The sequence below is a fragment of the Streptomyces sp. NRRL S-455 genome, from assembly GCF_000717875.1.
Taxonomy (GTDB): Bacteria; Actinomycetota; Actinomycetes; order Streptomycetales; family Streptomycetaceae; genus Streptomyces.
Genome location: NZ_JOCT01000020.1, coordinates 102519 through 125709 on the forward strand (window position 1 = coordinate 102519; position 23191 = coordinate 125709).

At 72.0% G+C, this 23191-nt stretch carries 20 protein-coding genes and 2 pseudogenes; 7 read left to right on the top strand and 15 right to left on the bottom strand.

What is annotated here, in order from left to right; all coding sequences use genetic code 11:
- Positions 1-258 precede the first annotated feature (258 nt).
- The 5 genes from IE97_RS0125170 to IE97_RS0125190 all read left to right on the top strand — a co-directional run bounded on the left by IE97_RS0125170 (position 259) and on the right by IE97_RS0125190 (position 3645).
- A complete protein-coding gene (locus IE97_RS0125170; protein WP_030244851.1) occupies positions 259-693 on the top strand; it encodes an ATP-binding protein in 435 nt (144 codons plus the stop codon).
- Between the two features lie 201 nt (positions 694-894).
- Positions 895-1758 (top strand): SigB/SigF/SigG family RNA polymerase sigma factor, encoded by an 864-nt coding sequence (locus IE97_RS0125175; RefSeq protein WP_030244852.1) that lies wholly within the window; start codon positions 895-897, stop codon positions 1756-1758.
- 29 nt (positions 1759-1787) lie between these two features.
- Complete coding sequence (locus IE97_RS0125180; RefSeq protein WP_030244855.1) at positions 1788-2054, top strand: DUF5133 domain-containing protein; 267 nt, start codon at positions 1788-1790, stop codon at positions 2052-2054.
- 288 nt (positions 2055-2342) lie between these two features.
- Positions 2343-3182 (top strand): DUF1206 domain-containing protein, encoded by an 840-nt coding sequence (locus tag IE97_RS0125185; RefSeq protein ID WP_030244858.1) that lies wholly within the window; start codon positions 2343-2345, stop codon positions 3180-3182.
- Positions 3183-3210: 28 nt separating this feature from the next.
- Positions 3211-3645, top strand: a complete 435-nt coding sequence (locus tag IE97_RS0125190) for a hypothetical protein (RefSeq protein ID WP_030244861.1) — start codon at positions 3211-3213, stop codon at positions 3643-3645.
- Between the two features lie 25 nt (positions 3646-3670).
- Here IE97_RS0125190 and IE97_RS0125195 read toward each other — a convergent pair whose 3' ends face one another.
- The 9 genes and pseudogenes from IE97_RS0125195 to IE97_RS0125240 all read right to left on the bottom strand — a co-directional run bounded on the left by IE97_RS0125195 (position 3671) and on the right by IE97_RS0125240 (position 13351).
- On the bottom strand, positions 3671-5908 hold the full coding sequence (locus tag IE97_RS0125195) for an FUSC family protein (RefSeq protein WP_030244863.1): 2238 nt from the start codon (positions 5906-5908) through the stop codon (positions 3671-3673).
- An 84-nt stretch (positions 5909-5992) separates the two neighbouring features.
- The gene (locus tag IE97_RS0125200; RefSeq protein ID WP_030244865.1) at positions 5993-7363 is read right to left on the bottom strand and encodes an NAD(P)/FAD-dependent oxidoreductase; all 1371 of its coding nucleotides are present in this window, start codon (positions 7361-7363) and stop codon (positions 5993-5995) included.
- Between the two features lie 220 nt (positions 7364-7583).
- Positions 7584-9311, bottom strand: a complete 1728-nt coding sequence (locus IE97_RS0125205) for a PP2C family protein-serine/threonine phosphatase (protein WP_030244869.1) — start codon at positions 9309-9311, stop codon at positions 7584-7586.
- A pseudogene (locus IE97_RS43150) lies at positions 9308-9925 on the bottom strand (SpoIIE family protein phosphatase); the annotation flags it as partial. The pseudogene IE97_RS43150 and the gene IE97_RS0125205, both read right to left, overlap by 4 nt.
- Before the next feature lie 599 nt (positions 9926-10524).
- Positions 10525-10942 (bottom strand): annotated as a pseudogene (locus tag IE97_RS0125220) (anti-sigma regulatory factor); the annotation flags it as partial.
- Complete coding sequence (locus tag IE97_RS0125225) at positions 10942-11382, bottom strand: anti-sigma regulatory factor (protein ID WP_030244872.1); 441 nt, start codon at positions 11380-11382, stop codon at positions 10942-10944. The pseudogene IE97_RS0125220 and the gene IE97_RS0125225, both read right to left, overlap by 1 nt.
- A complete protein-coding gene (locus IE97_RS0125230; RefSeq protein ID WP_030244874.1) occupies positions 11382-11801 on the bottom strand; it encodes an STAS domain-containing protein in 420 nt (139 codons plus the stop codon). Before IE97_RS0125230 ends, IE97_RS0125225 begins: the two co-directional genes overlap by 1 nt.
- On the bottom strand, positions 11798-12685 hold the full coding sequence (locus IE97_RS0125235) for an STAS domain-containing protein (RefSeq protein WP_030244876.1): 888 nt from the start codon (positions 12683-12685) through the stop codon (positions 11798-11800). The genes IE97_RS0125230 and IE97_RS0125235 overlap by 4 nt, the downstream gene beginning before the upstream one ends.
- Positions 12686-12949: 264 nt before the next feature.
- Positions 12950-13351 carry an STAS domain-containing protein gene (locus tag IE97_RS0125240; protein WP_030244879.1) on the bottom strand — a complete coding sequence of 134 codons (402 nt, stop codon included), beginning with the start codon at positions 13349-13351 and terminating at the stop codon, positions 12950-12952.
- Positions 13352-13695: 344 nt separating this feature from the next.
- Here IE97_RS0125240 and IE97_RS0125245 point away from each other — a divergent pair, with 344 nt between their 5' ends.
- Complete coding sequence (locus tag IE97_RS0125245) at positions 13696-14067, top strand: hypothetical protein (RefSeq protein ID WP_030244881.1); 372 nt, start codon at positions 13696-13698, stop codon at positions 14065-14067.
- A gap of 87 nt (positions 14068-14154) precedes the next feature.
- On the opposite strand, the gene IE97_RS0125250 is transcribed toward IE97_RS0125245, so the two are convergent.
- Positions 14155-14589, bottom strand: coding sequence for an ATP-binding protein (locus tag IE97_RS0125250; protein WP_030244884.1), 435 nt, complete (start codon positions 14587-14589; stop codon positions 14155-14157).
- A gap of 115 nt (positions 14590-14704) precedes the next feature.
- Entirely contained in the window at positions 14705-16603 is a 1899-nt protein-coding gene (locus IE97_RS0125255; protein WP_030244886.1) for an AMP-dependent synthetase/ligase, read from the bottom strand.
- Positions 16604-16757: 154 nt separating this feature from the next.
- Between IE97_RS0125255 and IE97_RS0125260 the strand changes: the two genes are divergently transcribed.
- Positions 16758-16991, top strand: a complete 234-nt coding sequence (locus tag IE97_RS0125260; protein WP_030244888.1) for a DUF6480 family protein — start codon at positions 16758-16760, stop codon at positions 16989-16991.
- A 28-nt stretch (positions 16992-17019) separates the two neighbouring features.
- Here the strand turns inward: IE97_RS0125260 and IE97_RS0125265 are convergent, their stop codons facing one another.
- The 4 genes from IE97_RS0125265 to treS form a co-directional block, all read right to left on the bottom strand.
- The gene (locus IE97_RS0125265) at positions 17020-18108 is read right to left on the bottom strand and encodes a glutamate--cysteine ligase (RefSeq protein WP_030244889.1); all 1089 of its coding nucleotides are present in this window, start codon (positions 18106-18108) and stop codon (positions 17020-17022) included.
- Positions 18109-18216: 108 nt separating this feature from the next.
- Positions 18217-20424, bottom strand: a complete 2208-nt coding sequence (glgB, locus tag IE97_RS0125270) for a 1,4-alpha-glucan branching protein GlgB (protein ID WP_030244890.1) — start codon at positions 20422-20424, stop codon at positions 18217-18219.
- Positions 20425-20427: 3 nt separating this feature from the next.
- A complete protein-coding gene (locus IE97_RS0125275) occupies positions 20428-21798 on the bottom strand; it encodes a maltokinase N-terminal cap-like domain-containing protein (RefSeq protein WP_030244891.1) in 1371 nt (456 codons plus the stop codon).
- A gap of 28 nt (positions 21799-21826) precedes the next feature.
- Positions 21827-23191, bottom strand: a 1365-nt coding sequence (treS, locus tag IE97_RS0125280; RefSeq protein ID WP_037844752.1) for a maltose alpha-D-glucosyltransferase, incomplete at its 5' end; no start/stop codon positions are given.

A 23191-nucleotide genomic window follows, 5' to 3' on the forward strand; every position in this document is an offset into this window, starting at 1 on the left:
CGCCCGGGGATGGCACCGACTCGCGATCGTCCGGGGCCTTCCGCCGCATTTCCGGGGGCTTTTCGGGCGAACCGAAGGTTTGCAGGTGCGGCGACAGGTGAGCCGAAGAGAAAGAACCCGCGGCGCTCGCGCGGTGTGCGCCCTCAACGCCGTGGGCGGTGGAAGGAAACAGCGGGTCCGTGAGCTGAGGTCTGCCCGTGCTGCGGCCACGGTACGCGTCGGACCCGGTTTCGTCCTGACCGACCAGGGAGCTGAAGGATGTGCGAGGAGCACATGATCGAATCGGTATTCGAGCCGCCCGGTGCGGGCCGTGTCCGGCCGCGCAAACCCGCCGAGGCGCGCCGGGCGGTGGAGCGGGTGGTCGCCGAACGCTGCCGGGCTACCCACACCCCGTGTGACGTGGACGCCCTGTCCGACGCGCTGCTGGTCGCGTCGGAGCTGACGACCAACGCGATCCTGCACGGCGGCGGCGTCACCGACTTCCAGGTCGACATCGACGGTCCCGGCGTGCGCGTCTCGGTGAGTGACGGCAGCGACGAGCTGCCCGTGACCGCGCCGCCCGCCGACCCGCACGGACGGATGCGGCACGGCGGTCACGGATGGCCCATCGTCTGCAGGCTGGCGCGCGACGTCCGCGTGTCCGACCTGCCCGCCGGCGGCAAGTGCATCACCGCCGTCGTCCCCCTCTCCTGAAGAGCGTGTGAGGGTTCCCGGCAGATTGCATTGCAAAGTGGAGTTTGTTCCACCGGGGCCAGGGCAGTCGCAGTTTCGTGCTTCGGACCGGAGGCGCGCCAGCGGGAGCGGTATGGCTGCCCCGGAGGCCCTCCAGGCGATCCGGGCGGCGACGTTCCCGCGGTAATCCCTGAAACCCCCGTTGTTCAGGAGCGAATCCGCATGCTCATCGATACGCCCACGAACCGTCCCGGCACGCCCGAAACGGCGACCACCGCCACCCGGCGGCGGCACGACGACGCTCCGGACACCGCCGAGCTCTTCGCCCGGATGGCGGAGCTGGAGGAAGGTCCCGAGCGGGAAGCCGTTCGCGACGAACTCGTCACGCTGTGGCTGCCCATGGCCCACCGCATCGCCGGCCGCTTCCGCGACCGCGGAGAGTCGATCGAGGACCTCCGGCAGGTGGCCGCCCTGGGCCTGGTCAAGGCCATCGACCGCTTCGACGTGAGCCGGGGCGCCTTCGAGAGCTACGCCGTCCCGACCATCACCGGCGAGGTCAAGCGGCACTTCCGGGACCGTATGTGGGCCCTGCGGGTCCCCCGTCGCGTGCAGGAACTGCGCAACAAGGTGCGGGTGGCCCGCCGTGAACTCACCCAGAACCCGGGCAGCCCCGAGCCCTCGGTGGCGGACATCGCCGCCCACACCGGCCTGACCGAGGAGGAGGTCGGTGCCGGTATCGAGGCCCTGGAAAGCTTCAGCACCCTGTCGCTGGACGCCGAGCTCTCGGCCGACGACGACGGCTACAGCCTCGCGGACACCCTCGGCGCGTCGGACTCGTCCTACGACGTCGTGGTCGACCGCGAGTCCGCCAAGGAAGGCCTGCGCCGACTGCCGGAACGCGAACGGGCCATCCTCTACATGCGGTTCTTCGAGGACATGACACAGAGCCGCATCGCCGACCGGCTGGGCATCTCCCAGATGCACGTCTCCCGCCTCATCAGCCGCAGCTGCGCCCGTGTGCGGGACGAAGTCCTCGGAGAGCGCGCGGCCGGCCGGGGCACCGGCGGCACCTCCACCACGGCCTGACCAACCGACCCACCAGGAGCGACCCAGACATGCTGAGGCCCAACCCCGCCGTGCTGCGCCGCCTCGTCGACGAGTACGAGGCCCTGTCGGCCGCCGAGGCCGCAGGCGGACCGGCCGGCCGGAGCGCACGGACCCGCGACCTGGCGTACACGCTGTGCGTGTCCACCGGCACCCGGGACGTCGAGGGCGCCCTCGAGCGCGCCCACCAGTGGCTCGCGAGCACCCCGGCAGCGGCCCGCGGGACCGCCCCGCTCACCGCCACCGAGAACCGCCTGGCGACCCCGGAGCCCGCGTGACGTACGTGTCGGGGTGACACGACGGGGAACGGGTGGCACATCAGGGCCCGGCCGACGGCGACAGCCGTGGCCGGGCCCTCTTGCGTGCCCGGAGCCTCCCCCCGGCTCCCTCAGCGTCGGCACCGGCATGGGCGACATCCAGCCGGCCGGCCCACCCCGGGCAGGGGGGCCGGCCGGGGTTCCGGCTTCCAGCCGTTCTGACCCCACACCGACCGGAAGGCGCCGGCCCGGCGGCTACACCGCGTATGCGGCGACGAACCCGGGGCATCCGGACTCCGGGAGGTCTACATGAACACGAGTGCGATAGCACGTACCGGACGATTCCAGGCCCGGCGGGCGGCGCGGGGCTCGGTGACCGAGGGGGCGGCACGGGCGGGGCTCGCCGCCCGAGGCGTGATCTACCTGCTCGTCGGTGCGCTGGCCCTGCAGATCGCCTTCGGCGACACGGGCGAGCAGGCCGACCGCGGCGGCGCACTCGCGGAGCTGTCGCAGAAGCCCTTCGGCGCGGTTCTGTTGTGGGTGCTGGGCATCGGGCTCGTCGGCATGGCCTTGTGGCGGCTTTCCGAGGCGCTCTTCGGCTCCGTCGGCCAGGACGGCCGTAGCGCCCGCAAGCGGCTGCTGGCGGCGGTTCGCTTCGCGTTCTACGTCTTCGTCGCCTACTCCGTGCTGTCGTTCGCGGCGAGCCGGGACCAGGGCGGCGGCGGATCCAGCGACCGGCAGTCCCGGGACGTCACCGCCAGGGCACTGGAGATACCCGCCGGTCAGTGGCTGGTCGGCGCGGCCGGGATCGCGATCGTCGCGGCCGGCGGCTGGATCGGGGTACGGGCGGTGCTGCGCAAGTACCACGACAAGCTGCGCATGGGGCAGATGAGCCCCCGGACCCGGCAGCTGGTGGACGTCACCGGCGTGGTCGGCGGCGCCGCCCGCGGGCTGGTGTTCGCCGTGGCCGGCGTCTTCGCCGTCCGCGCGGCGATCGACTACCAGCCCGACCGGGCCAAGGGCCTCGACGACACCCTGCGCACCTTCGCCGACACTCCGCTGGGCCCCTGGCTGCTGGTGTGCGTCGCGGCCGGGCTCGTGCTCTTCGGGGTCTTCTCGTTCGCCATGGCCCGCTGGCGACGGGTCTGATCGGCTCCGCGCGGGGAACACGAGACGAATGAGCGATTCCGAGATTCCGCAAGACGACGGCCGTCCCGTGGACGTGTACCTGGAGCTCCTGCGCATCCGGATGGACACGGAGGACTACCGCCTCCTGATGCGTGTGGTGGAACCGGTCCTCGAGGCGATCGACGAGGAGCGCCTGTCCAGCCTCGACTTCGCGCTCGACTCCGGGGCCAATGACGAGCTGCCCCAGGAGGTCCGTGATGAGGTGGCCCTCGTCATCGCCACCGCGGTCACCGGCCGCCTGGACAACGAAGTGATCGAACTCGACGTCGACGACACCGGCCCGGTCAGGATCGTCACGGACGCGACCACGGCGTCCGACCCGGTCCGCCTCGGTGAGATCGCCGACTACATCAAGGAGCGCAACAGGCAGACGGAAGAGCTGCGCGGCATCGCCGAGGTGAGCGGACTGCCCACGGACTTCTGAGGCGGCCCGTGCTCTCCGGACCCGCTCACCCCCGGGGCCCCGCCACCGGAACGCCCAGCGGCCGGGCGAGACCCACCACGGCCTCGTCCAGCCGCTCCAGGTGCCGCAGCACGCGGTCGGTGATCCGGCCGTAGCGCGGTGTGCCGGCGTCGGACCCCAGCAGCGAGGCGATGCTCGGCCCGGTCTCCACCCGCGCGGCGGCGTGCTGGTCCGCGACCCGGGCCGCGATGGTCTCGATGTTGCGCACGGTGCGAGCCGCGGCGCCGCGCAGCCGCGGGTCCGCCGCGATCGAGGGATGCGTGGGCAGCAGCTCCGCGGTCGCCGCCAGCGTCCGCGCGTGATACGCGCAGGTCTCCAGCAGCGCCACCACGTACCGGGCCGTGTTCCGCCGGGCCCGCAGCGGCGTGACCGGATGCGTCAGCGGCTGCGTCGCGGCCCGCAGATCGGCCAGCGCCTGGTCCAGATCGCGCGACTTGTCCAGCAGTTCGTCCGCCGGCCCGCCGCTGAGCTGTCCGACGGCGGCCTCGGTGACGTCGGCCAGACGGTCCAGCACGGTGCCCAGCAGCTCGTTCGTACGGCGGTCCGTCTGCACCGGCAGGACCAGCGCCGCCGCGACGACGCCGCAGGCCGCACCGAGCGCCGTCTCCTCCACCCGCAGCAGCAGCACCTCGAGGCTGTAGGTGTGCAACAGCGTGTACAGCAGCCCCAGCATCGCGGTGACGAAGAACGACATCAGCGTGTACGACAGCGGCGCCGTGTAGAACATCGCGAAGATCAGCACCAGAACCAGCGCGAACGCCGTCCAGGTGTGCTGCCCGACCAGGCCCGCCAGGATGATGCCGCCCACCACCCCGAACACCGTGCCCAGCAGCCGGCGATAGCCCTTGACCAGGATCTCGCCTGTCGACTCGGTGTTGAGGAAAACGATCCAGCACGTCAGCACCGCCCAGTACCAGCGCTGCGTGGACAGCAGCTCGCCACCCACGATGGCCAGCGTCGACCCGACCGCCACCTGCACCGCCGCGCGGGTGGTGGGCCGCCGCAGCCCCGTCTGCTCCTCCGGCTCCGACTCCTCGCCGCCGTCGATCGCGGCGTCCTCGGCGTCCAGTTCCTCGCGTGAGCGTGCCGTGGCGGGAGTGTCGTCCGACTCGTCCTGCGGACCGTCCAGCGCGATCCGCAGCCCCAGCACCGACCGCGCGGACTCGCCGATGCCGCGGAAGACGTCCTGGACGGCGGCTGGCGCGGACGGCAGGTTCTCCTCGTCCCGGTAGCCGAGGAGCCGGTTGCGCACGTGGGCCAGCGCGGTCCCCGCATCCCCGCTTCCGGCCCGCAGCACGAGGGTGCGCAGCGCCTGCAGATCACGGCGGAGCGTGGCGGTGGACTCGTCCGGCACCGCCGTCTGTCCCACCGACGGCGCCGGGGCGCCCGGCAGGTGCAGGGTGAGCGTGTCGGCCCGTTCGGCACTGCGGGCGGTCAGCAGCAGCAGACCGAGCCGCTCGGCGGCGATCTCGGCGTCCGCGATCCGGCGCTGCACGAGCCGCGCCGCCGACTCGTCCGGGGTGCCCTCCTCCAGCCGCCCCTGGATCATCATCGCCGTCTCGTGCAGCCGCGCGGTGCCCTCCCGCACGGCGTCGAGGGCCTTGTCCATCTCGTCCGGGCCGGCGTCGAGGAGGTCGAGCTGCGCGGACACCAGCTGGGCCAGCCGGGCGCGGAAGGCCAGCCGCAGCCTCATCAGGACGCGCGCGGGCGTCGCGGGCACGACCGCGAAGCGCAGCAGGGCACTGGAGCAGAACGCCAGGGCGATGGCCCCGCACAGTGCGGGCAGCGAGGAGACGGTGGCGCCGACGAACAGGGACAGGAAGTAGACCTGGAAGCCGATCATCCCCAGCGCGGTGCCGCGGTCGCCGAACCGGCGGCCGTAGACCGCGCAGAAGATCAGGACGACGAAGAAGACGTCCCCGGCGAGACGCGCGTTGAGCACCGCGCCCAGGGAGACGGAGACCAGCGCCACCGGCAGGCCCAGCGCCAGCGTCACGGCCTGGGCGCCGAGCTGCTTCTCCCGGATGGCGAAAGTGGCGACCATCGCCGCCATGGCCCCCGCCACCAACAGGTGCACATCCACCCGCAGCAGGGCGAGCACGGCCAGGGTGAGGGCGATGGCGCCCACCGTCCGCAGCCCGGCGGTCAGGCGCAGCAGCCCGGGGTCGGACGCCGCGATCCGGTCCCGCAGTCGTGTCCGCACCGAGCGTCCCGCTGCCCTCACGCCGCCGCACTCTCTCCCGACTCACACCAAGATCCGCGTCTCAGCATGTCATGCCGCCGGCGGAAGCTCCCGTCCGGCCCGGTCCTACTCCCGCCGGCCGGCTCCCTCGACGCGCTCCCGCACCTGTTCCGGCGTCAGGTAGGCGTCCGTGTACTCGAAGTCCTTCAGCGTGGCGGGCTTGCGGGCCTGGAAGCCGGTCCGCACGAAGTCGTCACCGGCCACGGCGTTGAGGAGCCAGTTCGTCATCACCCGCGTCTTGGCGACGTTGGTGCGCAGCGCCGACCAGTGGTAGCCACGGGCGACGGCCTGCGCGGGCAGCCCCCGCAGCTCGATGCCCAGCGGCTTGGAGACCGCGTCGGTCCCGCCGAGGTCGACGACGAGCCCGAGGTCCTTGTGGACGTACGGCTTCATCGCCGCGCCCCGCAGCGAGGCGATGACGTTGTCGGCGACGTGCCTGCCCTGCCGCAGCGCGTGCTGTGCCGTGGGCGGGCACATGGCCCCGTCTCCCTTGGCCAGGTCGGGCACGGCCGCCGAGTCGCCGAGCGCGAACACTCCGTCGTCGCCCGGCAGGTTCATCTCGGGGGCGACCGCGAGCCGGCCCTTGACCGTCTCCGCGCCGAGCGTGGCGATGAGGGGGCTGGCGACGACCCCGGCGGTCCAGATGAGCGTGCGGGTCGGCACCACCCGCCCGTCCGTGAAGGTGACCTCCTCGGGGCCCGCCTTGGCGATGGAGGTGCCCAGGGAGATCTCGATACCGCGCCGGCGCAGGATCTCCTGCGCGCTGCTGCCGAGCTTCTCGCCCAGCTCCGGCATCAGCTTCGGCGCGATGTCGATCAGATGCCACTTGATCAGCCCCGGGTCCAGCCGGGGGTAACGCTTGACGGCGGCATGCGTCAGCCGCTGCAGGCACGCCGCGGTCTCGGTGCCCGCGTAACCGCCGCCGACCACCACGAACTGCAGCCGCGAGGCCCGCTCGTCGGGGTCCTGGCTCGCGTCCGCCAGGTCGAGCTGCGAGATGACGTGGTCACGTATGTAGGCGGCCTCGGCGAGGGTCTTCATCCCGAACGCGTGGTCCGTCAGCCCCGGGATGTCGAAGGTGCGGGTGACGCTGCCGGGGGCCAGCACGATGTAGTCGTACGGCTCGTTGACGATCTGGTCGGTGATGGTGCGGATGACGCAGACCTTGGACTTCAGGTCGACGCCGATGGCACCGCCCGGAATGATGCGCGTGCGGTACTTCTTGCTGCGGCGCAGCGAGACGGCGATCGACTGCGGCGTCAGCACGCCGGAGGCGACCTGGGGGAGCAGCGGCAGGTAGAGCTGGTAGGCGAACGGCGTCACCAGCGTGACGTCGGCCTCGTCCGGGGAGAGTTTCCGTTCCAGACGGCGGACGCACTCCACGCCGGCGAAGCCTGCGCCAACCACCAGGATCCTGGGTCGTGTCACGGTGTTCATCCCTTTCTGCGGCTCCAGGCGGTCTGCCTCGAACGCCTTTCGACTGCCCCTGGATCGCGGGTTCGCACCCCCTCGATCCCACCGCGTCCCGGACCGGTACGCCAGTCGTGCGCGGACGGCAGACGAACACTCGATCACCACCATGCCCGCCACATGGCCGAAAAGCACCGGGCAGGAGTGAAGAACGCGTGCACAGATTCCGGCAGAGCGAATCCCGCCCTCAGGGCGCCGCGTCCCCCCGGAGGTGACACAGCAGCAGGCACACGTCGTCATCGCGCTCGGAATCGCTCAGCAGCGGATGCAGGATCCGGTCCGCCGAGCCCTCCAGATCCGCGTCCAGCTCCGCCGACCGGAAACCGCCGAGCGCCTGCGCCAGCCGCTCGATGCCCGGGTCTATGCCCTGCGCGCGCCGCTCGACCAGCCCGTCCGTGTACAGCGCGAGCGTCGAGCCCGGAGACAGCCGCACCGTGTGGTCGGAGATCTCCTGGGTGAGAGGGATGCCGAGCATGGCGCCCGGCTTGGCGTCCAGCGTCCGCACGGTCCCGTCGGCCAGGCGCAGCACCGGCGGCGGATGGCCCGCGGCGGCCCACGTCACCGTCGGCTCGTCCGGATGGAACCGCGCGATGACGGCGGTGGCGTACAGATCGGGCTGCAGATGGTGCAGGAACCGGTGCAGCCGGGTCAGCAGCCGGCCCGGGCTGTCGCCGTCGACCGCGTACGCCCGCAGCGCGGTGCGCAACTGGCTCATCATCACGGCCGCGTGCAGACCGTGCCCGGTCACGTCACCGATGACGGTGATGAGACCGCCGTCCCGCTGGGGGAACGCGTCGTACCAGTCACCTCCGATGTTCAGCCCGTGCGTGGCGGGCAGGTACCGCGCGGCCAGGCTGAGACCGGGCGTGGTCGGCAGGTCCGTGAGCAGAGCACGCTGCAGCGTCTCCGCGATGTCACGGTTGTGCTCGAAGCGCCGGGCGTTGTCGATCGCGATACTGGCCCGCCGGGTGAGCTCGATCAGCATCACGGCGTCGTCCGGGTCCCAGCGCCCACCCGGCGGCGACAGGGTCAGGACACCCAGCGGTGCCCGCCGCGTCGGCAGCGGAACGCACAGCAGCGGCCGCGAGGGGTCGAGCGCGGACGGCGGGTGGTCGTCCACACCGGGCAGGCCGCCGGGGTGATCGGCGGCGTACTGGGGCCGCCCGGTACGAGCCGCGACCACGGCGGCGGCCGGGTGCGGCGTCGACCGGCGCTTGTCGTCCTCGTGGTCGAACAGCCAGACGTCGACACTGTGCGCGTACTCCGGCACCAGCAGGTCCGGCAGCCGGCGCACGATCTCCTCGTGGTTGAGCGAGGCCGTCAGCACGGCGCTCGCGTCCGCGAGGAACGTCAGCCGGCGGCGGGCGCTCTCCGCCTCGTTGCGTGCGCTGCGCTCGGCGGCGAAGGCCTCGCGCTGGGCCCGCCCGGCCGCGTCCAGCTCGGCGTGCAGCGCCAGGACGCCCTGGTTGGTCTGGTGCAGCTCCTCGCGGTGGAAGGCGACCAGGTCCTCCTGCTCGGTGAGCTTGTCCAGCACCGCCGCGGTGTCCTCGTCGGCGCCGAGCAGCGCCTCCGCCAGGGCCGCGGGGTCGTCGGCGACGGTGTCGTCCTCCGCGGCCCGGGCCGCCTCGGGGCAGGGGACCGTGACCTCCCACGGCGGCTCCCCGGCGGCGCACGCGTCCGGCGACGGCGTCACCACGGCGTGCAGCAGGCCCTCCTCGGCGGGGTCTCCCGCCAGGTCGAGGGTGAGCAGCCAGGTGCCGCCCTTGGTGAGGCACTGCCGCAGATGGGCGCTGAGGGCGGCGGCCAGCCGGGTCCGCTCGACGGTGGGCACACCGTACGCGGCGGCCAGACGCGCGAGGGCGATACGGGCCCGTGCCGCGTCGGTGACGGTGGTGATCTGCCAAGTGCGCATCATGGGTGTTCCGGCGGGTTCGGAGTCAGCACGGCCACGGCGGTGTCGTCCCGCACCGGCCGGGCGGGACTGCTCGCGTCACGTATCGTCACGGCGGCCGTCACGGCCGGGTCGACCGCCCCCGGACCGGTGTCGGCGGGCGGCGTCCAGCGGCTGGGCAGACCATCGGTGTGCAGGATCAGCAGGCGGTCGGGCCCCCAGTCGGCCTCCTCCTCGCGGAGGGTCGCGGGCCGGTGCGCGCCCACTATGCCGGGCCGCGACAGCAGAGGACGCCAGGTGCCGTCCGCGCGCAGCCGCGCCCCCACGTTCCCGATGCCGGCGAACCGCAGCCGCCCGGATCGCAGGTCGAGCTGGGCCAGGGCGACGGCCGCGCCCCGGGTGCCCTTCAGCGCGTCGTGGAGCCGCCGCAGCGACTCGGCCGGGGTGAGGTGGGCCCAGCGGTGCAGCGCCGCGACCGCGGCGGACGAGGCCCGGGCCGCCTCCGGGCCGTGCCCCAGCCCGTCCGCCAGCATCAGCGTCACCCGGTCCCCGGATCGCACCCATGTCCAGGCGTCACCCGAGTACTCGGCTCCCGCGTACGGGATGTTCACGCCGCCCGCCCGCACGCCGGCGACCGGGACGGAACGATCCCGTGAACGATCCGTTCGCGCGACGCGTCCGGGAGCCCCACCCTCCGGCAGACCGTGGGGCGGGGCTCCTGGGAGGCCCGGCTCGTTCCGCTGCACGCCGCTGCCCTCGGGCCCCGCGGACCCCGCCGACCCCGCGGATTCGAGAGGTGGCAGGCCGTGGGTCGGCGTTCGAGGCGCTGGCTCATCGCTCCGCACACCACCGACCCCGGCACCGGGTCCCGGGGGGCCGGAGACCTGCGCTGTCCGGGAGCCCGACGCGTTCCCAGGCGTGCTGTCGCCGGGGAACCCGGCGTTCGGCAGTCCGTGTACGGGACCGCCTCGCAGACCCGGCTCGTTCGCCCACGCGGGGCTGCCCGCGGACGGGTCGCCCGGCAGGCCACCGTCGGCCACGGCTCCGACCGGGGACGCGATCGACGGTGAGGCACCGCCGGGTACGCCGGACGGCCACAGCCCGCTGCCGGAGGTCCTGCCGTCGGACCACACCGCGCCCGGGGCACCGGGCACGGGCCGGTCGCCCCAGGTGCCCGACATCCCGTCGGACCACACCGTCACGGCCGGGCGGGCGGGGACGCCGTCGCGACGCCGCGTGGTGCCGACCCGGGCCGCCGCGACAGTGCCGCGGCCAGGCGTGCTCTGCAGGTGGAAATCGTCGGCGAGCCGCAGACACGTACCGAGGCCCGCACCCAGCGAGCGGGTCGTGGAGAAACCGTCGCGCAGCGCCGCCGGCACGTCGGGAATACCCGGGCCGTGGTCGAACGCGACGATCTGCACGACCCGGGAGGCCTCACCGCCCTCGCGCAGCACGGGCGGGTCCACGACGTCGATGAGCACCTGACCGCCCTCGGCATGCTTGAGCAGATTCGTGGCGAGCTCGGTCGCGACCAGCGCGGCGGCGGCGGTGCGCCGCTCGTCGAGCCCGGCCAGCGCGGCCGCGCCCTCCGCGGCTACCCGCGTGTCGCGAACCCGGGTCGAGTCGCGCACCGGGACGTCCCACACCCGCGGCATCAGGCCTCCTCGCGCGGGCGCGGCGGCCGGCCCACCCAGCAGGTGACCCGCACGGTGGTGCCCGCGCCCGGCCTGCTGTCGATGTCGAAGTCGTGCACCAGGCGCCGCGCACCGCTCAGCCCCAACCCCAGCCCTCCGCCGGAGGTGTAGCCGTCGCTGAGCGCCTGTTCCAGGTCGGCGATGCCCGGCCCCTCGTCCGCGAAGGCCAGCCGGAGGCCCGGCACACCCCCGCCGCTGACGTGCGTCGCCTCCATCCGGCCGCCACCGCCGTGCACGAGGGTGTTGCGGGCCAGCTCACTGGCCGCCGTGACCAGCTTGGTCTGCTCCACCAGGCCGAAGCCGAGCCGGGCCGCGGCCTGCCGGACGTGCTGTCGCACCCACACCAGGTCCATGTCCGACCGGATGGGCAAGCAGGCCTCCACACCCGCGGCAGTGTGCATCACGGACTCTCCCGACGCGCGCGGCCGGCACGGGACACCGGGGCCTGTTGCGAGAGGAGTTCCATGCCCGCCTCGGTGCTGAGCGCGGTGCTCAGTCCGGGCAACGTCAGGCCCAGTTCCACCAGCGTGATGGCGACCGCCGGACGCATACCGGCCACCACGGTCCGCGCGGCCAGCAGCTCGGCCTGCGCGGCGATCTCCGCCAGCACCCGGCCGAGGAAGGAGTCGACGATCTCCACACCGGAGATGTCGATCAGGACACCGCGCACCCCGGTACGCACGATGGTGTCCGCGAGGTCCTGCTGGAGCTGCTGCGCCGTGCTGTCGTGCAGGTCCCCCTGGAGTGTGACCAGCAGGACGTCGCCGAGCCGCAGGACCGGCACGTGGCCCGTGACGGGACGGGAGTGGGCCTCGCTCACCGCTGACCCGCACCCGGGTTCACGATGTCCGCGCCGAGCTGGTGCAGCGCGTACCCCAGCGCGTCGGAGAGGCTCGCGCGGGTGATCACGTCCAGGTCCAGGCCCAGGTGGACGATGGTCTGCGCGATGGCGGGACGGATGCCCGAGACGATGCACTCGGCGCCCATCAGCCGCGCCGCGGCGACGGTCTTCATCAGGTGCTGGGCGACCAGCGAGTCGACCGTGGGCACCCCGGTGATGTCGAGGATCGCGAACCGGGCGTGCTGCTCGACGATGGAGTTCAGCAGCGTCTCCATCACGACCTGGCTGCGGGCGCTGTCCAGCGTCCCGATCAGCGGTACGGCCACGATGCCGTCCCACAGCCGGATGACCGGGGTGGCCACCTCCATCAGCTGCATCCGCTGCCGGTCGCTGAGCGCCTGCCACTCGCTCAGTGCCGTCTGCATCGCCACCAGCCGCAAGGTGCCCATCAGCACGGTGAGTGCCGTCGAACACGCCCGCAGATGCTCGGGCGGCGCCTGCTCCAGATCGGCGGCCAGCAGGTTCTCGACGGGCGGCCGCAGCGCGGCCAGCTCGCTGGAGACCTGGGTGTTGGACAGTCCGGCGCGGGAACGGGCCGCCCCCATCCGGGCCAGCTGCTCGCGCACTGCGCTGAACCCCGCCGAGTCCGGGTCCTCCACCTGCTCCGAGTCGGCCACCTGGGCCAGCGCGTCCACGATGGCCTTGCCCGCCTCCACCGCCTCGTCCCGCGAAACGGTGAACACGGTACGGAACAGCGCCTCGTCCGCCCACCGCTGGGCGATCTGCTCACGCCGGCGCTGCAGGAAGTCCCTCACTTCGTGCGTGGGCGTGGTGAGCTGTCCGTCCGCTTCGTGCTCCGGCACCTGGTTCTCTCCTCATCCGCGTTGCGTCGACCGAACCCGCTTCAGGCAACGAGACGGCTCTGTGACACTTGCCGGGCGACAACTCTAACCATGCGCCTACCTCGTACGACACCGGATCGGCTGGAAGCGATCCGGTTCAGGGCGACAGCGGCTGGCCACCGCCGTCACCGGCGCGCGCAGGGTGAACCGACGTCCGGGCAGGGCGGAGTGAGGCACCGGGCCGACGGCCCCGCCGGGGCCGCGCCCCCTGGGGCGCCCGGTTCGTCAGACGCCCTCTTCCCCCGGCCCGTCGGGTACGGCCGGCCCTTCGTCGACGCGGGCCAGGGCCTCGTCCAGAGTCTCCGATATCGGCACGGTGATGCTGACGCCGGTCAGGTCCAGGACGCGACGTACGGCCGGGGTCGGGTTGATGACGTGCACGCTGCCGGCGTCACCGCGGGTCTCCTGGTACACCCGCAGGATGATGTTCATCCCCGACGAGTCCATGAACGGGACGGACGAGAGGTCGAGCAGGAAGTGCCGTCGGCCGTGGTGGAGTTGGTTGGCCAGATGGGCCTGGAACTCGGTCGCGGTGTCGACGTCCAGGTAGCCGTCGACCGTGATCAGGGCCACGTCCTCCCGGGGCAGTTCGACTTCCACGGATAGCGGGTTCTGGGCGAGGGGCACGGGTACCTCCAACAAGTGCTACGGCCTGGGCAGGTCACCTCTGCGGATGACCGCGGTGCGGGGCGATGCCGGTCGTGGGGCGGGCTCTGACGCCGTTTCTCATGTGCCTCCCTTCGCTGCCGGGCTCCGATATCACCGCGCCCCGCGATTACCCCGGAAACCGCACACCATGCATCCGGACATGAAGCGGTTCGAGCCCCGGGTGCGGGTGTCCCCCCGATCGCACGGCCGTGCGCCGAATGCGCTTGCGGCAGGAGGGTAATTGGTGCTGTGGAGAGGGGCCGGCGGGAGCCGTCCGCCCGGCTCCGAGGGGATCCGCACACCGCCAGGGAGGATGGAACAGCGTGACCATCGACAGAATCTGGTCGTACGCGCCGGGAAGCGGTCATGCCGAGGGGGTGGACCTGACCGGGTTCACCGTCGCCGCGACCGACGGCACGATCGGGCACGTGGACCGGGAGGCGGCCCCGCACGGCATGCGGCACCTGGTCGTCGACACCGGTGTCTGGGTGTTCGGCCGCAGCGTCCTGGTGCCGGCCGGGGTGGTCACCGCCGTCGACGGACAGGCCCGGAAGATCACGCTGGCGTGCAGCAGGGGAGACGCCAAGGCGGCGCCCCGCTTCCAGACGGACAGTGAGACCAGGGACCGGGAGTACCTGACCGCCGTGGGCGACTACTACGACCGGCTGCCACCGCGCGAGACGGCCTCGGTCTGAGCGAACCCGGTGGAAGCGAACCCGGTCCGAGTGAACTCGGTCCGGGCGAACCGGTCACGGGCGCGCCGCGCCCGTGACACTCCCGGCTCACCAGGGCAGGAAGACGTGCACGTCCTTGCCGCGCTCGTCGGTCACCACGCTGACCTGGTCGCACAGCGTGTGGATCAGGTGCCAGCCGATACCGCCGCCACCACTGCGCGGATCGAAGGGACGGGGGGCGGGCTCCGTGGTGCTGGTGTCGTGCAGGACGACATGCACCCCGTCGAAGGTCCGGCGCATCCGCAGTGCGAACGGACCCGGCGCGTACTGGACCGCGTTGGCGGCCAGTTCCGTCACCACCAACAGGATGTCGTCCCAGTACTCGGGGGCAGAGGGCGGTGCGGAGCGTGCCAGATCACGCAGGAACTCCTCCGCGGCCAGCCGCGCACCCGTCACGTCGTGCGGCTCGCCCACGAAGCTGTTCGTGCGGCTCGGGATCTCCTCGGAGGTCAGTGCGTCATCCCCACGCGGCTCGGTTGACATATCGCCTTTCCGGCCCGGCGTCAGCGAGGGCTGTCGTCAGGGCTGTCGTCCTTTCTCTTGCGTCGCCACTGTTGCGTGTTCCCGTGCGGGCGGGGCCTACTCGTCCGGCTCGTGATCAGCGGAACACATTGTCGGATTCATCCCAGTTCGATGGTTCGTGTGCGACGCTCACCCGCCGGGGCCGCCTGCGCGACTCGTACATCGCGTCGATCTCGGACGCGTAGTGCCGCGCGATCTCGTCCCGGCGCAGCTTCATCGAGGGCGTCAGCATCCCGTTGGTCACGTCGAACGGCTCCGGCAGGACCCGGAACACCCGGATCGACTCCGACGGTGACACGGCGCTGTTGGCCGCAGCCACGGCGCGTGCGACCTCCTCGCGCAGCGCGTTCTCCTCCCGCGCCTCCCGCAGCTCGCCCTGGAGCGCCAGCGCCGCCCGCCAGTGCGCGAGGAAATCCGGGTCCAGCGTGATCAGGGCACCGACACACGGCCGGTTGTCACCCACGACCACCGCCTGATGGATGAGCGGGTGCATCCGCAGCCGCTGCTCCAGAGCGGCCGGGGCGACGCTCTTGCCGCTGCTGGTGATGATGATCTCCTTCTTGCGGCCGGTGATCGTCAGATAGCCCTCGGAATCCAGCTGCCCGAGATCCCCCGTGGCCAGCCAGCCGCCGTGCAGCGCGGCCCGGGTGGCGGCCTCGTCACCCAGGTATCCCTGGAACACCGACGGGCCGCGCACCAGGATCTCCCCGTCCTCGGCCACCTGGATCTCGGTGCCCGGCAGCGGTTGCCCGACGGTCCCGGACTTCTCCCGGCCCAGCGGCTGCATCGTCACCCCGCCGCCGGTCTCCGTCAGGCCGTACCCGTCGTGCACGTAGATGCCGATGCCCTCGTAGAACAGCGACAGGTCGCGGCTGAGGGGGGAGCCGCCGGACGTCGCCCGCCGCACCCGGCCGCCCAGCGCGGCCCGCAGCCTGCGGTACACCGTGCGCTCGTACAGGGCGTGCTGGAGCCGCAGGTCTAAGCCGGGGCCGCGGCCCCGGCCCAGCCGCTGGCGTTCCAGAGCCGCGGCGAAGTCCCGCGCCGTCTCGGCGGCCCGCTCGAACAGCCCGCCGTGGCCCCCCTGCTGGGCCGTGCGCAGGAAGTTCTTGTAGATCTTCTCGAAGACCGACGGGACCGCGTAGAAGTACGTGGGCCGGAAGGAACGCAGTGCCGAGGACAGCGCCTCCCCGCCCAGATCGGACTGGTGCCCCATCAGCAGGCCGCCGCGCAGGCAGAGGCCCTGGATCATCAGCCCGTACACGTGGGAGAAGGGCAGGAACGCCAGCACCGAGCCCTGCTCACCGGACGGGGCCGCGGTGTGGCCCCAGCCCGCCAGCAGCGTGTCGCAGGGTGCGGCCAGGTTGCGGTGGCTGAGGGCGCAGCCCATGGCGTGACCGGAGGTGCCGGAGGTGTAGGCGACGACGGCGGTGGAGTCCGGCAGCACGATGCGGCGCATCGAGTCGACCGTGGCGAGCGGGACGGCCTCCCCGCTCACCGCCAGGTCCTCCAGCGCGCCCGCGTCCACCTGCCAGACGTGGCGCAGCAGCGGCAGCGAGGCGCACACCGAGCCGACGGTCATGACGCCCTGTTCGTCCTCGACCACCACGGCCACACAGCCGGCGTCCCGCAGGATCCACTCCACCTGGTCGCGCGACGACGTCGGGTAGACCGGGACCACCTCGGCCCCCACGGCCCACAGCGCGTAGCACAGGACCGTCCACTCGTAGCGGGTGCTCGCCATGATCGCCACACGGTGGCCCGGCGCGATCCCGGAAGCGATCAGCCCCTTGGCGACGTCCACCACCTCGTCGCGCAGCTCGATCGCCGTCACCTCCTCCCAGACGGCGGAGGCGGGGTCGGTGCGGCGGGCCAGCAGCGGTCTGGTGGGTTCGCGGTCCGCCGTCTCGAAGACACTGTCGGCGAGCCCCCCGGTCAGGGGCGAGACGGCAGGTGGAGCGAGGGCGAGGTCGCGCATGCACTGCTCTCCTGACGTGTACGGGGCGTGACGTTGCCGACGGGTACCGTCATCGGCGGGGCTCGAATGTAGTCGAGGCGGGACCTGAAGGGGTCCGGAAATACGGAAGTGGTTCCCACTGATGATCTCGGCGTGACCGGGGGACCCGGGCGGTATGAGTCACTACAGTCCCGATCCCGAACCCGAACGCTCCACCGGTCTGGAGCCAGGCGGCGGCGTGCCGCCGGGCGAGACCCCGCCCGCGGAGAGCAGCATGCCCGAGGCGCTGCCCCAGGAGACGCACAACCCGCCCAAGGGCTGGGCCAAGGGGCCGCTGACCCTGATCATCGTCCTCGTGGTGCTGATCGCGGCGTTCTTCCTGGCCTACGCCCTCGTCCTGATCCTCTGAGTCCGTCCGAACGATGAGGCGGGACGCCTCACGCCTGCGTGTGGCGCACGCACTCGGTGACGACGTCCCGCAGGCTCCCCGTGCGCTCCATCAGCGCGCGCTGCACCTGGGCACCGTTTCCGTCCCGCAGCAGTTCGTCGCAGGCGTCCCGGGCCCGCTCGAGGTCACCGGTGTCCGCGAGGGCCTCCTCGACATGGTCCAGCAGGGCACGGACGACCGTCTTGGCGGGCATGCGCCGCATGGTCGCGGGGTGCAGCAGCTCGCCCGTCAGTCCGGAGCGGGCGGCCTGCCAGTCGGCGAGCTGCAGCAGGCTGACACTGTGGCCGAGCGGTTCACGCCCGGCCCGCCACTCTCGTGCGGCCGTCTCCACCAGCCCCCGGGCCAGAGTGGCGATCAGCACGGCCGTACTGGAATGCAGGCAGACGTCCGAGACCCGGATCTCCACGGTCGGGTACCGCTGGGACAGCCGGGCGTCGAAGTAGATCATGCCGTCGTCGAGGATGGCGCCGGTGGCCACCATGTCCGCGATCAGGCGGTGGTACCGTTCGGCCGAGCCGAAGATCTCGGTCGGGCCGGCCGACGGCCAGCGCAGCCACACCCGGCTGCGATAGCTGCTGTAGCCCGAGTCGCTGCCCTGCCAGAACGGCGAGTTCGCACTGAGCGCCTTGAGGACCTGGAGCCAGGGCCGCACCCGGTCGATGACCGCGACGCCCTCCTCCTCGGACTCGATCGACACATGCACGTGGCAGCCCAGGACGAGCTGCTCCCGGGTGGCGATGCCGTACTGGTCCGCCATCCACTGGTAGCGCCGGTTGACGCCGATCGCCGGGCTGACCGGCAGCGGGGAGGTGGCGAGCGCCGCCACGGTGCAGCCGATCTCCCCGGCGTGCCGGGCGGCCTCCTTGCGGCAGCGGACGATCTCCGCGTGCAGGCTCTCCATCGACGACTGCGGATGTGTGGCGAACTCCAGCATCTGCTCGTGGAGTTCCTTCTCGAAGACGTCCTGATCGGCGTCGTCCTGTTCGGCCCGGGCCAGCACCGCCGCGGACAGCGCCCGCGGTTCCCCGGTCTCCGGATCGACCAGGAGGAGTTCCTCCTCCACTCCGACGGTGCGCACGCTGAAGCCCGCCCTTCTGTGTCCTGCCGTCTCGGCCACCGGGAACCCGGTGGTACGACCCCCAGTGCCCCTCACAGCCGTTGGGACACCTGGTGAGGGGGCAGGACTTCACCCGGCGAACGGCGTCAGCCACACGGTGGCCAGCGGAGGCAGGGTGAGCCGGACCCAGCCGTCCTCCGGCTTGACGGGGCCGGGATTGGTCACGCCGCTGCCGCCGTAGCGTGTGTCGTCGGTGTTGAGAGTCTCCTGCCAGGCGACCACGTCGCCCGGGACCCGGAGGCCGTAGTCGTGCCGGACGACCGGGGAGAAGTTCGACACCGCCAGCAGCGGGTCGCCCTCCGCGTCGTACCTGAGGAAGGCGAAGACGTTGTCGTCGGCCGAGTCCACCGCCACCCACCGGAAGCCCTCCGGGCGGGCGTCGCACTGCCACAACGCCGGGGTCACCAGGTACACCGCGTTCAGGTCCCGGACCAGATCACGCACGCCCCGGTGGTCGCCCGCCGAGTGGTAACCCTCGTCCAGCAGCCACCACTCCGGCCCCTTCTCCACCGACCACTCGGCTCCCTGTGCGAACTCCTGCCCCATGAACAGCAACTGCTTCCCCGGGTGGCTCCACATGAAGCCGAGGTAGGCACGGACGGTGGCGCGCCGCTGCCACCAGTCGCCCGGCATCTTCGACACCAGCGCCTGCTTGCCGTGCACGACCTCGTCGTGGGAGATCGGCAGCACGTAGTTCTCGCTGTAGGCGTACACCATCGAGAAGGTCATCTCGTGGTGGTGGTACTTGCGGTGCACCGGCTCATGGGAGATGTACTCCAGCGAGTCGTGCATCCAGCCCATGTTCCACTTCAGCCCGAAGCCGAGTCCGCCGGTGTCGGTGGGCCGGGTCACCCCGCCCCAGGCGGTGGACTCCTCCGCGATCGTGACCACGCCGGGAGCACGCCGGTACACGGTCGCGTTCATCTCCTGCAGGAAGGCCATGGCCGCCAGGTCCTCCCGGCCGCCGTAGGCGTTGGGCTCCCACTGGCCGTCCTCGCGCGAGTAGTCCAGGTAGAGCATCGAGGCGACCGCGTCCACGCGCAGTCCGTCGATGTGGAACTCCTCGCACCAGTACACCGCGTTCGCGACGAGGAAGTTGCGCACCTCGGTGCGGGCGAAGTCGAACTCGTAGGTGCCCCAGTCCGGGTGCTCGGCGCGCCGGTCGTCCCCGGGCTCGTACAGCGGGTCGCCGTCGAAGCGGGCCAGCGCCCAGTCGTCCTTGGGGAAGTGGGCCGGCACCCAGTCCATGATCACGCCGATGCCGGCCCGGTGGCAGGAGTCGACGAAGTACCGGAAGTCGTCCGGGGAGCCCAGCCGCGCGGTCGGCGCGTAGAAGCCGGTGACCTGGTAACCCCAGGAGCCGTGGAAGGGGTGCTCGGCGACCGGCATCAGCTCGACGTGGGTGAAGCCGAGGTCCTTGACGTACGCGGGAAGCTCCTCGGCGAGCTGCCGGTAGTCCAACCCGGGGCGCCAGGACGGCAGATGCACCTCGTACACCGAGAACGGCGCCTCGTGCACGGGCGTGTCCGCGCGGTGCGCCATCCACTCGGCGTCGCCCCACTCGTAGTGCGAGGCCGTCACGATCGACGCCGTGTGGGGCGGTTCCTCGGCGCGGCGGGCCATCGGGTCCGCCTTGAGGAAGCGGTGACCGTACCGGGAGTGGATCTCGAACTTGTACGCGGTGCCCTCTCCGACGCCCGGCAGGAACAGCTCCCACACACCGGACGCGCCGAGCGAGCGCATCGGGAACTGCGTTCCGTCCCAGTGGGTGAAGTCGGTGGCGACCCGCACGCCCCGCGCGTTCGGCGCCCACACCGTGAACCGGGTGCCGGTCACTCCCTGGTGGCTCATGGGGTGCGCGCCGAGCGCCCGCCACAGCTGCTCGTGCCGGCCCTCACGGATCAGGTGCAGATCGAGCTCGCCGAGTGCGGGCAGGAAGCGGTACGGGTCGTGCGTCTCCAGCTCACCGCCGTCGTAGGCCACGTGCAGCGTGTACTCGGGGATCGCGTCCAGCGCCAGCACACCCGAGAAGAGGCCGTCGCCCTCCGAGACGAGGGCGGTGCGCCTGCCGCCGGTCACCACGCTCACCGCGCGGGCGAAGGGCCGCAGCGCCCGGAACACGACCCCGCCCGGCACCGGGTGGGCGCCCAGCAGCGCGTGCGGATCATGGTGGGCGCCCGCCAGCAGACGCCCGCGGTCCTCCGGGCTCAGGGCGGTCGCGGGCGTGCTGGGGACCGGGCCGGACGGCCCCGGGATTGAGGTGTCTCGCAGGGCCACGGCTCAGTCTCCTCTCACGGCGAGGCGCTCGATCGCCGCCATCGGAACAGGCAGCCAGTCGGGACGGTGCCGTGCCTCGTACAGCACCTCGTACACGGCCCGGTCCGTCTCGTAGGCGCGGAGCAGTCCGTGTTTCTTGCGCGGATCCCAGCCGGCCCGGGCGGCGTAGCCCGCGCAGTAGGCCTCGCGGCAGCGGCGGGCCCATTCCGGGCGCCAGGGGCGGCGCTGCCGGGCGGCGTAGTCGAAGGAACGGAGCATCCCGGCGATGTCCCGCACGGGGGAGTGGGCGCTGCGCCGTTCGGAGAGCGGCCGGGACGGCTCGCCCTCGAAGTCGATGACGAACCACTCGCGTCCGGCCCGCAGCACCTGACCCAGATGCAGGTCACCGTGGATGCGCTGGGCGGGCGGACCGGCGTCGCAGGTGGTGAGGGCGGCGAACGCGGTGCGCAGGCCCGGCACGAACGGCCGGAGCGCGGGCACGCAGTGCGCGGCGGCGTCCAGCCGCTCGGTCATCGCCGTCGCCGTACGCCGGTTCTCACCGGGCGTGCCGACCGGGAAGGCCGAGGCCAGCGCGAGATGAACGTCCGCCGTCGCCGCGCCCAGGGCCCGCGCCTGCGCCGTGAAGTCGTCGCCGGCGGCCAGGGCGTGCAGAGCCAGCGTCCAGCCGTCGGAGGCGTCCCGCAGATACGGCTGGAGCACGCCCAGCGTGGCCTTGAACGGATGCTTCGTCTGGAACCAGGCCACGGGCGCCGGAACGCGGTGGCAGCCCTGCATGGCCAGGGCGCCCGGCACCTCCAGGTCCGGGTTGACGCCCGGCTGGATGCGCCGGAAGACCTTGAGGATGTACTCGTCGCCGTAGACCAGCGAGGAGTTGGACTGCTCGGCGTCCAGCAGCCGCGGCGCCAGTCCGGCCGGCACCTCCTGGTCCGGGTCGCGGTCGAAGCGCAGGAAACCGTGGGTGCCGGGGTGCCTCAGGCGGTCCAGAAGCAGTTGGGCCGAACGGGGGTCGTGCAGTGCGTCGTAGAGCGTCAGACCGGCCAGCGGCCCGTCCTGCACCTGCCCGATGAGCGCCCGGCCGAGGCGCGGTGACGGTTGCTCCCGGACGCCGAGCAGCAGCTGGTAGCAGTCGCCGGCCAAGGGAGCCCCGCCGGGCGAGGGCACGCCCGTGTGACCGGCGTGTCCGGCGTGCACCAGCAGGTGCAGACACCCCGGGAAGAGCTCGGTCATCGACAGCAGTCCGAGCTCGGTGACGGGCCGGTCCTTGCCCGCGAACCAGCGCTGCCGCGGCAGCCAGTCGCGCAGCAGCCCGCCGAGCGACTCCATGGGCTCGGCCAGGCGGGTGAGGCCCGGGCGGAGGGACGCGGTCTTCGGCATGGTCACGCCTCCTTTCGTCGGCGCTTGCTCACAGTCGCCTGCCGATGCGGGAGGCGACTCGAGTGAGCCGGAACCAGTAGAAGCCGTGGCCCCCGAGAGTCAGCAGATAGGGCAGTTCGCCGATGGCCGGGAAGCGGACCCCGCCGAACAGTTCCACCGGGTGGCGGCCCTCGAAGGCGCTCAGGTCCAGCTCCGTGGGCTGGGCGAAACGCGCGAAGTTGTTGACGCAGAGCACCAGGTCGTCCTTGTACTCGCGCAGGAAGGCCAGCACCGCGGGGTTGGAGGAGGGCAGCTCGGTGTAGGAGCCGAGTCCGAAGGCCGGGTTCTGCTTGCGGATCTCGATCATGCGGCGGGTCCAGTGCAGCAGCGACGACGGCGAGGCCATGGACGCCTCGACGTTGGTGACCTGGTGGCCGTAGACCGGGTCCATGATCGCCGGCAGGAAGAGCCGGCCCGGGTCGCAGGCGGAGAACCCGGCGTTGCGGTCCGGGGTCCACTGCATCGGCGTGCGCACCGCGTCCCGGTCGCCGAGCCAGATGTTGTCGCCCATGCCGATCTCGTCGCCGTAGTACAGGATCGGTGAGCCGGGGAGAGCCAGCAGCAGCGCGGTGAACAGTTCGATGGTGTGCCGGTCGTTGTCCAGCAGCGGAGCGAGACGCCTGCGGATGCCGATGTTGGCGCGCATGCGTGGATCCTTGGCGTACTCGGCCCACATGTAGTCGCGCTCTTCGTCGGTGACCATCTCCAGGGTCAGTTCGTCGTGGTTGCGCAGGAACATGCCCCACTGGCAGCCCGAGGGGATGGCCGGGGTCTTGGCCAGGATTTCCGACACCGGGTAGCGGGACTCGCGGCGGACGGCCATGAAGATGCGCGGCATGACCGGGAAGTGGAACGCCATGTGGCACTCGTCGCCGCCGTTCTCGTAGTCGCCGAAGTAGTCGACGACGTCCTCGGGCCACTGGTTGGCCTCCGCCAGCAGCACCGTGTCCGGGTACTGCGCGTCGATCTCGCGACGGACGCGCTTGAGGAACGCGTGGGTGGCGGGCAGGTTCTCGCAGTTGGTGTCCTCGGCGGCGTAGAGGTACGGCACCGCGTCCAGCCGGAAGCCGTCGATGCCCAGGTCCAGCCAGAACTTCAGCGCGGCCAGGATCTCCTCCTGGACACGCGGGTTCTCGTAGTTGAGGTCGGGCTGGTGTGAGAAGAAACGGTGGAAGAAGTACTGGCCGCGCACCGGGTCGTGGGTCCAGTTCGACGTCTCCGTGTCCACGAAGATGATCCGCGCGTCCGGGTAGCCCTTGTCGTCGTCGGCCCACACGTAGTAGTCGCCGTAGGGCCCGTCGGGATCCTTCCTCGACTCCTGGAACCACGGGTGCTGGTCGCTGGTGTGGTTCAT